Below are 12,931 nucleotides of genomic sequence, written 5' to 3'. Positions count from 1 at the left end.
ATGATTAATGCGAATTGCATTGCAATTCGCAGGGCGTAGCTTTGCCTGTCGAGCGCGAAATGAATGTTTTCGTTGGCATTATGTTATTTATCGCCTGGGCCGCGGTAGTCGCGATTAGCGATTGCCGCTGGCGGCGTATATCCAATTCGATTGTCGTGGCGGGTTTAGCCGCGGCATTCGGCTGCGCGCTATTTAAATGCGGGCCTTTCGGCATTTCCCCTGCTCACGCGGGTATTGGGGCACTGATTGGTCTCGCTGCGTTGCTGCCGTTTTTTGCGCTCGGTGTCATGGGCGCCGCCGACGTCAAGATCTTCGCCGTGCTGGGTGCGTGGTGCGGTATGCAGGCGTTGCCCGGTCTGTGGATGGCCGCGAGTCTTGCAGCCGGCGTGCATGCGCTCTGGCTGCTGATCAAGACGCGCACGCGGCTCATGAGTCTTGTCCGTCGATCCGGCGCGACCTTCGAACTTGCCGGTAAAGCATCCACGCCGTACGCCGCGTGTCTCACCGTGGCCGCGAGCGGCTGGCTCGTGCTGCATGGCATGGCCGGAGGACTGCGATGAAGCCCGCCACGATGCAGCGCGCATGTTTGCAACACCAACGAATCCATCAATGCGGAGCGCGGGCGCAGCGCGGTGCCACGGCGATTGAATTCGCCTTGGTGTTCCCGCTCTTCTTCGCGATCCTGTACGCGATCATCACGTTCAGCCTGATCCTCGTGGCCCAGCAGAATCTGACGTTGGCCGCGGAAGAGGGCGCGCGCGCGGCCTTGAACTGGCAGAGCAACACGTCGCTGCAAACCGCGTTGACCAACCGCGGCAATGCGGCCTGCGCGGCGGCCAAGCTGGTGGCCTCGAAACTGGTGCAGGCCATGCAATGCACGCCGTCTTCCGCGACGTGCGGGCCGGGCGGCGCCATGCAATGCGTGAACGTGCTGCTCACTTATAACTATCAGGCGAATCCGATCGTGCCGATCCTGCCGCTGCTGGGAATCGTGGTGCCGAAGTCGTTGTCGAGCAGCGCCACCGTACAACTCAATCCGGAGAACATCCAGTGACGCGCGCGCCGGCTCCATGCCTCGTCGTCCGTGAATGCGTGATTGCACGCGCGCACGGCACCGCATCGTTTAATCGAAGCAGCCCATCGTCATGCCGAATCTGACCAGAATTTTTGCCGGTGTATTGATCGTGGTGGCGCTCGTGCTCGGGATGTTCGCGTGGACACTGTCGCGCCGCCCGGCGCCCGTGGCCGTCACGCCCGCCACGCATGCGAGTTTTCCGGTGGTGGTGGCGACCCGCACGCTGACGGCGGGCAAAGCCATTACCCCCGACGATCTGCGCGTGCAATCGCTGCCGATCAATCCGAACGGCGCCTTCACGGAGCCGGCGCAACTGGCCGGGCGCGTGCCGAACGCGGAGATCGGCGCGGACTCGCCAGTGCTGGAAAGCCAGTTGTCGTCGGGGCTCGCGGAGCGCGTCGAACCGGGCGAGCGCGCGCTCGCCGTAAGGGTGGACGAAGGCAACGCGGTCGGCAACCGTCTGCGGCCGGGCAATTTCGTCGACGTATTTTTTACGCTCAAGCGCGACGGCGGCAGCATGGGGAACGGCGGCGAAATCGACCGGACCCAGGCGCGTCTGCTGATGTCGAAAGTGCGCGTGCTGGCGTTCGGCAACGCCACCGCGAGCGGCGACAGTGCGGGCGATCCGAACGGCATGGTTCGAACGGCGGTGCTCGCCGTGCCGGTCGCCGATGTGGATCGTCTAACGCTCGCCGAGAGCGCCGGCCGTCTGATCTTCGCGTTGCGTAATCCAAAGGATGCCGAAGTAGTCGATCAAAGCGTTTTGCCGGCTTATCCGGGCGTGCTGAAGACGGCGGCCCAGGCGGGCACTGGCGCGCCGCTTCAGGATTCGACCCGCGCCGCAGCCGGCGTGGCGCTCGACACCTTGTCGGGCAGCGTGAACGCTGGCAGCGCCGGCGCCGCCGCACGGCTGCCGCCGCTTCCGCGCGTGCTGCCGACGCGCGTGGCCGGCAATACCAACAGTACAAAGAGCGGTATCGAAGTGATACGGGGTGGGCGCGCCGAGACGGTCGCCTGGTAAAGCAGTTTCAGGGAGCGGGCGGCCGGTCGCGTCCATAACTACATGACAGAACGGATTTTTGTTTTCCGCAAGACGGCGTGGCTGGGGGTGGTCTTGCTGGCCGTATCGGCGGCGACCGATGCAGCGGGGCCGGTGCAGCGCGGGCAAGCGGCACAAGCGGCACAAGCGGGTCAATCGGCCCAGCCAGCGACCGCCGCGCCTGGGCAGACCATTGCGCTGACGGTCGGCGCGCAGCAGCAAATCGCCGTCGGCCACACGCTGCAACGTGTCGCGATTGGCGACCCGTCGGTGGCCGACGTGCTGATCATCAAGGGCGACAAGCGCGGCGGCGTGCTGCTGGTCGGCAAGGCCGCGGGGACGACCAACCTGATGTTGTGGGCGCGCGAGCGCGAAGCGCCGCTGCAATACACGGTCGACGTGACCACACCGGCCGCCGCGTCGTTGCTGGGACCCGACACGCCGGCTGTGAAAGTGCTCGGCGGCACGGCCGTGGTGTCCGGCACGTCCGCGACGATGGAGGCTCACCAGCGCGCCGTGGTCACGGCCGAGGGCTCGCTCGGCAAGGACGGTTCGGTATTCGACACGTCCAGGGTGGCGAGCCGCGCAGTCGTCCAGGTGGACGTGCGGGTGGTCGAGTTCAGCCGTTCGGTGTTGAAGGAAGTGGGCTTCAACTTCTTCAAGCAGAACAACGGCTTCACATTTGGTTCGTTCGCGCCGTCGGCTTTGACTTCCGTGTCGGCGACGGCGGGCCAGGCGCCGAGTCTGACCGGCGTGACGCCGATCTCGTCGGCGTTCAACCTGATTTTCAACTCCGCGACGCACGGGTTGTTCGCGAACCTGAGTCTGCTCGAGAGCAACAACCTCGCGCGGGTGCTCGCGGAGCCGACTCTGGTCGCGTTGTCAGGCCAGAGCGCGAGTTTCCTCGCCGGCGGCGAGGTGCCGATTCCGGTGCCGCAGGCGCTCGGTACGACTTCGATCGAATTCAAGCCGTACGGCATTGGACTCACGCTCACGCCGACCGTCTTGAGCCCGCAGCGCATCGCCCTGAAAGTGGCGCCGGAGGCGAGCCAGCTGGACTTCGCCAACGCGGTGACGATCAGCGGCGTGTCGGTGCCCGCGTTCATCACGCGGAGAGCGGACACCACCGTCGAACTCGGCGATGGCGAGAGCTTCGTGATCGGCGGGCTGATCGACCGCGAGACGGCGTCGAATGTCTCGAAGGTGCCGTTGCTCGGCGACCTTCCCGTGATCGGGACGTTCTTCAAACAGCTGAACTACCAGCAGAACGAGAAAGAGCTGGTGATCATCGTGACGCCGCATCTGGTCTCGCCGCTCGCCAAGGGCGCGACCTTGCCGTCGACGCCGGGCGAGCAGTCCGAGCAGCGCAATGGGCCGGTGTGGCGCTCGCTGATCGGCGGCGTGGCGGCGCGCGATTCGTCGCCGGGATTTTCGAAGTGAAGCCGGCAGGCGCTCTTGCAGTGCGCCGGATGAATACAGGGGTGAGCCGGCGTGCGCGCGAACCGCGCGCGTCCGCCGGCAAGCAGTACGACGCGGGGGCTTTGTCGCCTATGCCGCATAAGGAAGTCCAACATGAACGCGAGAACGCATTCATTGACTGAACGGGCGGTCACCGACTATTTCGTGTTCGCGTCGCTAACCGACGAACACGTGCATTGGCTCGCCGATACGCTGGTGGGCGCCGGTGTGGTCGAAGTGGCCACGCTCGATCCGTCGATGCTGACACAGCGCATCGCGACGCTGAATCCGTCGCTGGTGTTCGTCGATTTTTCCTGCGGCCGCGCCGCGGCGGCGAGCGCTGCCGCGAGCGCGGTGCGCACCGCTTATCCCAGCATGCAGATCGTCGCGCTGGGCTCGCTCGCGGAACCCGAAAGCGCGCTGGCCGCGTTGCGTGCCGGCGTGCGCGACTTCATCGATCTGACGGCGCCCCGCGAAGACGCTCTGCGAATCACGCGCCAGGTGCTCGACAACCTTGTCGAGCCGGTTAGCCGCCATGGCCATGTCACCGCGCTGCTGGGCGCGCGCGTCGGCATGGGCGTGAGCACGCTGGCCGCGAATCTTTCGGTGATGCTGCAACGGCGCGATGTCGCGCAGGGCCGGCAAGCGGCGTTGCTCGATCTCGGCCTGCCGGCCGCGGACGCGTCGCTGCTCCTGAATACGCGCAGTGAATTCAATTTCGTCGAAGCCGTGCGCAACCTGCGCCGCTTCGATCAGACCTTCGTGCATACCGCGCTGTCGCACCACGCGAGCGGCCTCGCGCTCACCACGCTGCCGCCGAATCTGGCGGACATGCGCGAGGTCTCGTACTCGTCGTCGATCGGTTTGCTGAGCCGCCTGCGGGCGTTCTTCGACCAGCAGATCGTCGATCTCGGCGGCTTCACCAATGGCGAGTTCATCGCCCATGTCGTGCAGGCCGCCGATGAAACCTGGCTGCTGTGCGATCAGGGCGTGGCCTCGATCGTATCGGCAGTCGGCGTGCTCGACGCGTTGCGTGAAGAGGGCGTGGATACCTCGAACGTGCAGCTGATCGTCAACAAGTTCGACGCCGATCTCGGTCTCGCCGCCGCGCAGATCGCGCAACGTCTGGACATTCCATTGCTCGCCACCTTGCCGGAGCGGCGTATCGCGCTTGGGCAGGCGGTCAATCAGGGGCATCTGCTGGTCGATGTCGCCGCGCGCGATCCGTATGTGCGCGCGCTCGAACCGTTGATCGAGCGGCTCGGCGGCGCCGCGCGCACCGCTTCGCAGGCACGCGGCAAATCGGCTCTCGGCGCGCTCAAGCGCCTCATTCCAACCACTCACAAGCGGTCATAGACGATGGCAAAAGAAATCGAATTTGCCGACGACGCGCCTTCGTTCGCGCATAGCCAGCAGTTCCAGGACATCAAGAACGCGGCGCACGAACATCTGCTCACGCGTATCGAGGAACTCGGCTCCGAGTTCGGCCGCTGGTCGCGTAACGCGATCAACCAGTTCGTCGATCTGGAGATGGACAGCTTCGTCAGGCTGCGCCGCATACCGATCAACGAGAGCGAAGTGCGCCTGATCGCGGAGGCGCTGACCAAGGAACTCGCGGGCTTCGGTCCGATCGAGGATCTGCTCGCCGATCCGGCCGTCGAAGACATTCTGATCAACGGCTACAACGACGTGTACGTGTCGCGCCACGGCATTCTGACGCGCATTCAGGTGCGCTTTGCCGACAACGCGCATCTGCTGCGGATCGTGCGGCGCATTCTCGCGCCGATCGGCCGACGTCTGGACGAATCGAATCCGATGGTCGATGCGCGTCTGCCGAACGGCGGCCGTGTGAACGTGGTGATCGAGCCGCTCTCGATCGACGGACCGATCGTCTCGATCCGCAAATTCCGTAAAGATCCGATGCGGCCCGACGATCTGCTCGGCAACGGCACCTACAGTCCGGAGATCGGCGCGTTGCTCGAAGCCGCGGTGGCGGCGCGCTGCAACGTGCTGGTGTCGGGCGGCACGAGCTCGGGCAAGACGTCGCTGCTCAATGCGCTGGCGTTTCATATTCCTGAGCCGGAGCGGGTCGTGACCATCGAGGACACCGCCGAACTGTCGCTGAACCATCCGCACGTGGTGCGGCTGGAAAGCCGGCCGGGCGGCTTCGACGGCGCGGGCGTCGTGACGATTCGCGACCTGCTGCGCAATACCTTGCGGATGCGGCCGGACCGCATCATCGTCGGCGAAGTGCGCGGCGGCGAGGTGCTCGAAATGCTGCAGGCGATGAACACCGGGCACGACGGCTCGATGGGCACCGTGCACGCGAGCTCGCCGCGCGAATGTCTGTACCGGCTCGAAATGCTGGCGGGCTTCGCGGGCTTCCAGGGCACCGAGTCGAGCCTGCGCCGCCAGATCGCCAATGCGATCGACTTCATCGTGCAGATCGGCCGGCTCTCCAACGGCCGCCGTCGGATCCTGTCGATCACCGAAGTGACGGGGCTGTCCGACAACATCATCGCCACGCAGGAGTTGTATCGCTACGAGCCGATCCTGACCGCCGAAGGCGACGAGCTCGACAACTGGGTCTCGCTCGGCATTCATCCGCATTCGCCGAAGCTGGCGCGTTTCCGCCAGGCGCTCGGCGGCGGCGAGGCAAACAATGCGTTCGGCAACGCGGGCTTCGGCGGCGGCTTTGGCGGATCGGGCGGCGGTGGCGGCTTCGGCGGTGGTGGTGGCGGGTTTGGCGGAGGCTTCAATGTCTAGCGCGGTCCTGGTCTTCGCGGCGCTTGCGCTGCTCTGCGCGGCGCTCGCATTGCTGCTCTGGCAGCGCGGCGCGCAACGCAAAGGCCAGGTGAGCGCGGAACGCTATATCGACAGCCGCATGGCGTCGCCTAACGGGGGTTCGTTTGGGGCGTCCCCCATGGCGGCCGGCGTCGCTGCGGGTGGGATGGGCAGCGGCCTGGCAAGCGGTGCGCGTGGCGGCCCCGCGCGCGCCGTCGCGACGCAGGCCGTGATCGCTCCGCAGGCACCGTCTGCCGACGCTGGCTGGCTCGAGTATTGGCGTTATCTGCAGGCGCGCGTGCGTTTCATGGTGCGGCACGCGATGGCGCGTGCGGGCATTGCCAATGCAAAAGCGCCGGCCGCGCTCGCGGGCACCGTGGTGTTGCTGCTGTGCGGCTGGGCCGCGCTGGCAGGCGGCGTGCTCGCGGCCGGCGCCGCGTTGATCGCCTGCGTGATGTTCTTCTATTTTCTGTTGACGCTGCGCGTAAACAAACGCCGTCAGCAGATCGTGCGGCAGTTGCCGCTGTTTCTCGACGGCATCGTGCGTCTGATCACGCTCGGCAACAGCGTGCCCGCGGCTTTCCAGGCCGCGATGCAAACCACCGAGGCGCCGCTGCGCGAATGCCTCGACTACGTGTCGCGAATGCTGCGCACCGGCGTGGAGATCGATCGCGCGCTCTCCCAGGTCGCGCTGATCTATGGCGTGCGCGAACTCGAACTGGTCGGCGCCGTGCTGCGTCTGTCGGTCAAATACGGCGGCCGCGCCGATGTCATGCTCGAACGGATGGCCTCGTTCATGCGCGACCTCGAACACGCCGAGCGCGAACTGGTCGCGATGTCGGCGGAAACGCGGCTCTCGTCGTGGGTGCTGGCCATGCTGCCGGTCGGCATCGGCGGTTTCCTGATCCTCTCCAATCCTAAGTATTTCGCGTCGATGTGGTTCGACCCGACCGGCCGGCAACTGGTCTATCTGGCGTTTGCATTGCAGCTGGGCGGGGCCTATCTGCTGTATCGCCTCGCGAACCTGAGGAATTGACGATGCAGACTCAACAACTCGTCGCACTCGCGCTCGCTCTGGCGGCGCTCGGCTTGCTGCTGATCGCAGGCCTCGTGCTGACGCGCGTGGCGGCGGCGCGGCGCAGCGAACGCACGCTGCGCCACGCGCTCGACGAGCGCGCGCTGCTCGCCGCCGCGGCGGCACGCAATGGAGAAGGCGCACAGGGTGGCGCGAAGGCGGCAGCGCGCAGCGCGCGACCCACGGGTCTAAAAGGCTTGCTGGAGCGCTTTGCGCATGCCGGGATTCGCTGGCTCGACACGCCGTTCGGCCGCCAGGTCGTCGCGGAAGAAGATCGCCGGCTACTCGAACAATGCGGTTTCGTGGATACGCGCACGCGCGGCCTCTTTCTGGTGGCGCGGCTGCTGGGTGCGCTGGTGCTGCCCGTGCTGGTCGCCATGCTGGCGCGCGGTCAGCTGGAGGGGCCGCGCTATGTGGCGCTGGTGATCATCGCCGCGATGGCGGGCTTCATGTTGCCGAAGGTCGTGTTGCGGCGGCGTGCCAGCAAGCGCCGCAACGCTGTGGTCGACGAGTTGCCGTTGCTGGTCGATTTGCTGCGTCTCCTGCAAGGCGTGGGCTTGTCGCTCGATCAGAGCCTGCAGGTGGTGGTCAACGATTTTCGCGGCATGTTGCCGGTGCTCGCCGGCGAGCTGGAGATCGCGCAACGTCAGTTCGCCGCGGGACGCACGCGCGAGCAGTCGCTGAACCGGCTCGCGACGAGCTACGACAACGAAGATCTGCGCGCGGTGATGCGCTTGCTGGTGCAGGTCGACCGGCACGGCGGCGCCGTGCAGGAACCGCTCAAGCAGTTCGGCGACCGCCTGCGGGAGACGCGCCGCGCGATGCTGCGCGAACGTATCGGCCGGCTCGCCGTGAAGATGACAGGCGTGATGATCGTGACGCTGTTGCCCGCGTTGATGATCGTCACGGCCGGACCCGGCGTGCTGGCTGTCCAGCATTCGTTGGGCGCAGCGAAGCACTGAGGATTTGCCATGACTTACAGTCTCCCGTTCGATTCCGTCAAACCGGGCGCCCGTTGCGCCGCGACGCTGGCCGCGCTGTCGCTGCTCGGCGCGTGCGCATCTAAAGACCTTGTGGGTTACGGCGTCGGACCGCAGGCCGAGCGCGCCGTGCTGGCCCAGCAGGCCAATAAGGATCCCGCGCCGGACACGCCCGGCATGTACCTCGGCTTGATCGACCGGATGCAATCTCAGGGACTGTACTTCGCTTCGCTCGCGCATATCGATGCGTACGACAAGCAGTACGGCGCGAGCCCCGACTCGATTCTGCTGCGCGCCGACGCGCTGCGTATGACCGATCAGCCTGCCGCCGCCGTGGCCGTCTACGGACAACTGCTGAAGACGCCGCTCGCCACGCGTGGCTATCGCGGCCTCGGTCTGATCGCCGGCGCGGCCGGCGACTTCACGCGCGCCGCGCAGGAATTTCAGCAGGCGGTCCAGCTCGCGCCGACCGATGCGGCGACCTTGTCCGACCTCGGCTATGCGCGTTTGCGCGACGGCGATGTGGACGGTGCGCGCGTGCCGCTCATGAAGGCGGCCGAACTGGACCCGACCAATCCGAAGATCGTCAGCAACGTGGCGCTCTATCTGCTCGCCAATGGCGACCAGGCGCAGGCGCTGGCCGTGATGAATCAGCAGCAACTCGCGCCGGACGTGCGAGCCGCGATTCGCAGCGACGCGGCGAAAGTGGCTGCGGCAGGGCGCGCGCAACGCGGCGTGCCGGCGCAACCGCAGGTGGGCGCGGGGAGTACGGGCACGCGCACGGTCGCGAGCGCGCAGGGGATCGAGCCCACGCCGCGCCTGTTGCAGCGTTTCTCGCAATGAGCGGGCGCGTGGCGACTTTGTGCTGAGGCATCAGGCAATCATGGAGCAACAATGAAAAACAGAATGACGAAGCGGGGTTGGCGGGCGTCGATGCCGAGCCGGTGGCTGGCGATGGCCGCGATGGCCGCAATGGCCGGTGTGCTGCTGGGCGCGGCCGCTCCCGCGAGCGCGCAGACGAGCGAAACGGAACAGCCGGTTCAGGCTGTGCAACCGGTGGTGCAGGCCAGCGAAGTGGGTCACGCGGCCCGTGCCTGGCTCGACCTGCAGAGCAGCAATACGCAGGCTGCGCCGGCGCTGCCAATGCTCGGCGCCGAAGCCGGGCTGGCCTACCGTCGGTATATGGAATCGTTCAAGAGCAAGATTCCCGATCTGTACGGCTCCGCATTGAATAGCGGCAGCGGCGGCAGCGGCGCGATGGGCGTGAACAGCGGCATCGGCGGAACTAGCGGTGGCTCGAACTGACATGCGCAAGTTGCCTTTCGCCATGCGCCTCGCCGCGCGCAACGCACGTCCACTGCGCGCGCGGCGCGCGCTCGCGCGCGGTCAGCACGGCGCGGTCGCGGTGGTCGCGGCGATCTGGCTGAGCCTCGCGATCGCGGCGCTCGGCGCGATCGATGTCGGCAACGTGTATTTCGCGCGCAGGCAATTGCAGCGCACGGCCGATCTGGCCGCGATGGCGGCGGTTCAGATGATCGCCTCCTCGGGCGGTTGCGCGACGGCTACCACCGCCGCGCAGCAGAATGCGAGCGCCAACGGTTTCACGACCGGCAGCACCACGACTATCACCACCACGTGCGGCCGCTGGGACACGAGTTCGAGCACGTACTTCGGCACCAGCGGCAACCCGCTCAATGCGGTGCAGGTGACGACGACTCAACGCGTACCGTACTTCTTCGTTGGACCGAACCGTAACGTCTCGGCGACGGCCACCGCGTTCGCCTCCAACATCGACGCGTTCTCGCTCGGCACCGGCATCGCGACGATCAATACTCAACAGTCGGCGCTGTTGAACGCGATCCTCGGCGGTCTGCTGAAAACCAGCGTGTCGCTGAGCGTGGGCGACACGCAGAGTCTCGCGACGGCGCACGTCAAGCTGGACGATCTGAAGGTGGCGCTGGGTGCCGCGACGATGAAGGGACTGCTCGGCACCACGGTGAGTTTTCAGCAACTGATGGTCGCGATGGTCAACGCGCTGCAGGCGGGCGGCGACACCATCAACGCGGCGATTCTGCAGAAGGTGGCCGTGGCCATTCCCGGCGGGCAGAACATTGCGATCGGCGACGGCGGCAAATCGGCCCCCGGACTGCTCGCGCTCGGCCTTGCTAATCCGAATGCCGCGGCGAGTGCGACGATCAACGCGTTCGATGCTTTACTGGTCGCCGCGCAGATCGCGCAGCGCAGCCCGGACGGCAGCCAGGGCAACGCGCCGGTGATCAATGTGGCGGCTGGGCTGGCGGGCGTGGCGGGCATTTCGCTGCAGATCATCAATCCGCCCGTGCTGGCCGTGGGCGAGGGCGGCACGTCGGCCGACGGGACCTACCGGACTCAAGCGCGCACGGCGGTGATCAACGCGAGCGTCAATCTGTTGCCGCTCAACTTGCCGACGATTACGGTGGGCGGCGCGCCATTGCTTGCCGTGACCCTCTCGGCGTTGAGCACGCCTTTGAACATCTCGGTGCAAGCCGCGCCCGGTAGCGCGTATCTGACATCGGTGGATTGCGAGAGCACCAAGGCGGCCACGAATGCCACGATCAAGGTCAAGCCCGGCATCGCTGCGCTTTGCATTGCCGGCGACGCGTCCTGCAGCACGCCGGTCAACGTGGTGTCGTTGTCGGCAGTGGTGCTCGGCGTCACGGTGCCGGCGGGAACGGTTGCGCTGAACCCGATCAAAGCCTCGCTCGATCCGGGCACGCTGACTCCGCTTGTCTTCAACGGTTCGTCGGGCAGTTTCGACGCCAGCAAGAGTGCGAATTCCAACGCTATCGGCAGCGATGGCGCCGTGCTGACCTCGACGTTGCTCAATAGCCTGTCGGGCGCGCTGGTCGTCAATGTCGGCCCTGTCCCGCTGGGTGGCGTCGTGTCACTAATACTTTCGGGCCTGACCGGCATCCTATTGCCCGTTCTCCAACCCGTTTTCAACCTGCTCGACGCAGTCCTCGTCCCGACACTTTCCCTGTTGGGCGTTCAGGTCGGCACCGCCACGGTCCACAACATGTCGCTGACGTGCGGCGTCGCGCAACTGGTCAACTAGCCTATCCAAGATGAGAACCACCACCAAAATCGAGGAACTCGATATCTACGTCTGGGAGGGCAAGGCCGACATCGTCGACCGGGTCGCGCGCTGCATGGCGAGCTTCGATGTCGAAGTGATCCGTGCGGACGATATCGCGATCTCGCCCGAACGGACCGCGCTGCGGCCGTCGCTCGCGATCATCAGCGTCTCGGTGATCGACAGCGGCGCGTTGATCCTGCGCGACTGGCAGGCGGCGCACGGCATCCCCGTCGTGTGGGTCGGCGCCGCGCCGCGCGAACACGATCCGGCCACCTATCCGTCCGAGTACTCGCATATCCTGCCGCTCGACTTCACCTGCGCCGAATTGCGCGGCATGGTCATGAAGCTCGTGCTGCAAATGCGCGCGCATAGCGCGAAGACGCACGAGTCCGACGCGATGATCGCGAACTCGGAGTGCATGCAGGCGCTGCTGCACGAAGTCGATACCTTCGCCGACTGCGACACGAGCGTGCTGGTGCACGGCGAAACCGGCGTCGGCAAGGAGCGCATCGCGCAACTGCTGCACGAGAAACATAGCCGCTACGGGCAAGGCCCGTTCGTCGCGGTGAACTGCGGCGCGATTCCCGACGGGCTGTTCGAGTCGCTGTTCTTCGGGCACTCCAAAGGCTCGTTCACGGGCGCGGTGGTCGCGCATAAAGGCTATTTCGAGCAGGCCGACGGCGGCACGCTGTTCCTCGACGAAATCGGCGATCTGCCGCTCTATCAGCAGGTCAAGCTGCTGCGCGTGCTCGAAGACAGCGCGGTTACGCGTATCGGTTCGGCGACGCCGGTGAAGCTCGACTTCCGGCTGGTGGCGGCGACCAACAAATTGCTGCCGCAACTGGTGAAGGACGGCACGTTTCGCGCCGACCTGTACTACCGCCTCGCCGTGATCGAGCTGAAGATCCCGTCACTCGAAGAGCGGGGCGCCGTCGACAAGATTGCGATCTTCAAGGCGTTCATCGCGCAGATCGTCGGCGCCGAGCGTCTGGCTGCTTTGCCCGACCTGCCGTACTGGCTCGCCGATGCCGTGGCCGACACCTATTTCCCCGGCAATGTGCGCGAGCTGCGCAACCTGGCCGAGCGCATTGGCGTAACCGTGCGCCAGATCGGCGCGTGGGATGCGGCGCGCCTGCAACGCCTTCTTGCGCTGGCGCGCACCAGCCAGCCGGTGCCGGCGGAGAGCGTCGCCGAGGTGCTGGTGGACCGCAGCAAATGGGACATGGCCGAACGTAACCGCGTGCTGGCCGCGCTCGACGCGAACGGTTGGCGTCGCCAGGATACGGCGCTCTATCTCGGCATCAGCCGCAAGGTGCTGTGGGAGAAGATGCGCAAGTACCAAATTTTTGACGAAGAGCCCGAAACACGCGAAAGTGAGTAATAATGAGACGGTTGTACTAAAACA

The 12,931-nt window shown here is 66.0% G+C and carries 12 protein-coding genes; all 12 read left to right on the top strand.

The window, feature by feature from the left end:
* Positions 1-59: 59 nt before the first annotated feature.
* The 12 genes from BLW71_RS08070 (at position 60) to BLW71_RS08015 (ending at position 12,907) form a co-directional block, all read left to right on the top strand.
* The gene (locus BLW71_RS08070; protein ID WP_091800584.1) at positions 60-560 is read left to right on the top strand and encodes an A24 family peptidase; all 501 of its coding nucleotides are present in this window, start codon (positions 60-62) and stop codon (positions 558-560) included.
* Positions 557-1,054, top strand: coding sequence for a TadE/TadG family type IV pilus assembly protein (locus BLW71_RS08065; protein ID WP_091794844.1), 498 nt, complete (start codon positions 557-559; stop codon positions 1,052-1,054). Before BLW71_RS08070 ends, BLW71_RS08065 begins: the two co-directional genes overlap by 4 nt.
* A gap of 91 nt (positions 1,055-1,145) precedes the next feature.
* The gene (gene cpaB, locus BLW71_RS08060) at positions 1,146-2,096 is read left to right on the top strand and encodes a Flp pilus assembly protein CpaB (protein ID WP_091794841.1); all 951 of its coding nucleotides are present in this window, start codon (positions 1,146-1,148) and stop codon (positions 2,094-2,096) included.
* Between the two features lie 42 nt (positions 2,097-2,138).
* Positions 2,139-3,554, top strand: coding sequence for a type II and III secretion system protein family protein (locus BLW71_RS08055; protein WP_091794838.1), 1,416 nt, complete (start codon positions 2,139-2,141; stop codon positions 3,552-3,554).
* 132 nt (positions 3,555-3,686) lie between these two features.
* Complete coding sequence (locus BLW71_RS08050) at positions 3,687-4,928, top strand: fimbrial protein (protein ID WP_091794834.1); 1,242 nt, start codon at positions 3,687-3,689, stop codon at positions 4,926-4,928.
* 3 nt (positions 4,929-4,931) lie between these two features.
* Complete coding sequence (locus tag BLW71_RS08045) at positions 4,932-6,338, top strand: TadA family conjugal transfer-associated ATPase (RefSeq protein ID WP_091794831.1); 1,407 nt, start codon at positions 4,932-4,934, stop codon at positions 6,336-6,338.
* Positions 6,331-7,392: a type II secretion system F family protein gene (locus BLW71_RS08040; protein WP_091794828.1), complete on the top strand. Its 1,062-nt coding sequence runs from the start codon at positions 6,331-6,333 to the stop codon at positions 7,390-7,392. Before BLW71_RS08045 ends, BLW71_RS08040 begins: the two co-directional genes overlap by 8 nt.
* Before the next feature lie 2 nt (positions 7,393-7,394).
* The gene (locus BLW71_RS08035) at positions 7,395-8,393 is read left to right on the top strand and encodes a type II secretion system F family protein (RefSeq protein WP_091794826.1); all 999 of its coding nucleotides are present in this window, start codon (positions 7,395-7,397) and stop codon (positions 8,391-8,393) included.
* Positions 8,394-8,402: 9 nt separating this feature from the next.
* The gene (locus BLW71_RS08030; protein ID WP_091794823.1) at positions 8,403-9,254 is read left to right on the top strand and encodes a tetratricopeptide repeat protein; all 852 of its coding nucleotides are present in this window, start codon (positions 8,403-8,405) and stop codon (positions 9,252-9,254) included.
* A 51-nt stretch (positions 9,255-9,305) separates the two neighbouring features.
* On the top strand, positions 9,306-9,716 hold the full coding sequence (locus BLW71_RS08025; RefSeq protein WP_091794819.1) for a DUF3613 domain-containing protein: 411 nt from the start codon (positions 9,306-9,308) through the stop codon (positions 9,714-9,716).
* A gap of 1 nt (position 9,717) precedes the next feature.
* Positions 9,718-11,505, top strand: coding sequence for a TadG family pilus assembly protein (locus tag BLW71_RS08020; protein ID WP_091794816.1), 1,788 nt, complete (start codon positions 9,718-9,720; stop codon positions 11,503-11,505).
* Positions 11,506-11,515: 10 nt separating this feature from the next.
* The gene (locus BLW71_RS08015; RefSeq protein ID WP_091794812.1) at positions 11,516-12,907 is read left to right on the top strand and encodes a sigma 54-interacting transcriptional regulator; all 1,392 of its coding nucleotides are present in this window, start codon (positions 11,516-11,518) and stop codon (positions 12,905-12,907) included.
* The last annotated feature ends 24 nt before the right edge of the window (positions 12,908-12,931 follow it).

It is taken from the genome of Burkholderia sp. WP9, from assembly GCF_900104795.1.
Lineage (GTDB): Bacteria > Pseudomonadota > Gammaproteobacteria > Burkholderiales > Burkholderiaceae > Paraburkholderia.
The sequence above is the reverse complement of the archived record's forward strand: the minus strand, read 5'-3'. Positions and strand labels throughout refer to the sequence as shown.

What these genes read in the sequence shown, in the direction of transcription:
- BLW71_RS08065 (WP_091794844.1), top strand. Translation starts at nt 557, where the DNA reads ATGAAGCCCGCCACGATGCAGCGCGCATGTTTGCAACACCAACGAATC.
- BLW71_RS08055 (WP_091794838.1), top strand. Translation starts at nt 2,139, where the DNA reads ATGACAGAACGGATTTTTGTTTTCCGCAAGACGGCGTGGCTGGGGGTG.
- BLW71_RS08025 (WP_091794819.1), top strand. Translation starts at nt 9,306, where the DNA reads ATGAAAAACAGAATGACGAAGCGGGGTTGGCGGGCGTCGATGCCGAGC.
- BLW71_RS08015 (WP_091794812.1), top strand. Translation starts at nt 11,516, where the DNA reads ATGAGAACCACCACCAAAATCGAGGAACTCGATATCTACGTCTGGGAG.
- BLW71_RS08070 (WP_091800584.1), top strand. Translation starts at nt 60, where the DNA reads ATGAATGTTTTCGTTGGCATTATGTTATTTATCGCCTGGGCCGCGGTA.
- BLW71_RS08020 (WP_091794816.1), top strand. Translation starts at nt 9,718, where the DNA reads ATGCGCAAGTTGCCTTTCGCCATGCGCCTCGCCGCGCGCAACGCACGT.
- BLW71_RS08035 (WP_091794826.1), top strand. Translation starts at nt 7,395, where the DNA reads ATGCAGACTCAACAACTCGTCGCACTCGCGCTCGCTCTGGCGGCGCTC.
- cpaB (WP_091794841.1), top strand. Translation starts at nt 1,146, where the DNA reads ATGCCGAATCTGACCAGAATTTTTGCCGGTGTATTGATCGTGGTGGCG.
- BLW71_RS08040 (WP_091794828.1), top strand. Translation starts at nt 6,331, where the DNA reads ATGTCTAGCGCGGTCCTGGTCTTCGCGGCGCTTGCGCTGCTCTGCGCG.
- BLW71_RS08050 (WP_091794834.1), top strand. Translation starts at nt 3,687, where the DNA reads ATGAACGCGAGAACGCATTCATTGACTGAACGGGCGGTCACCGACTAT.
- BLW71_RS08030 (WP_091794823.1), top strand. Translation starts at nt 8,403, where the DNA reads ATGACTTACAGTCTCCCGTTCGATTCCGTCAAACCGGGCGCCCGTTGC.
- BLW71_RS08045 (WP_091794831.1), top strand. Translation starts at nt 4,932, where the DNA reads ATGGCAAAAGAAATCGAATTTGCCGACGACGCGCCTTCGTTCGCGCAT.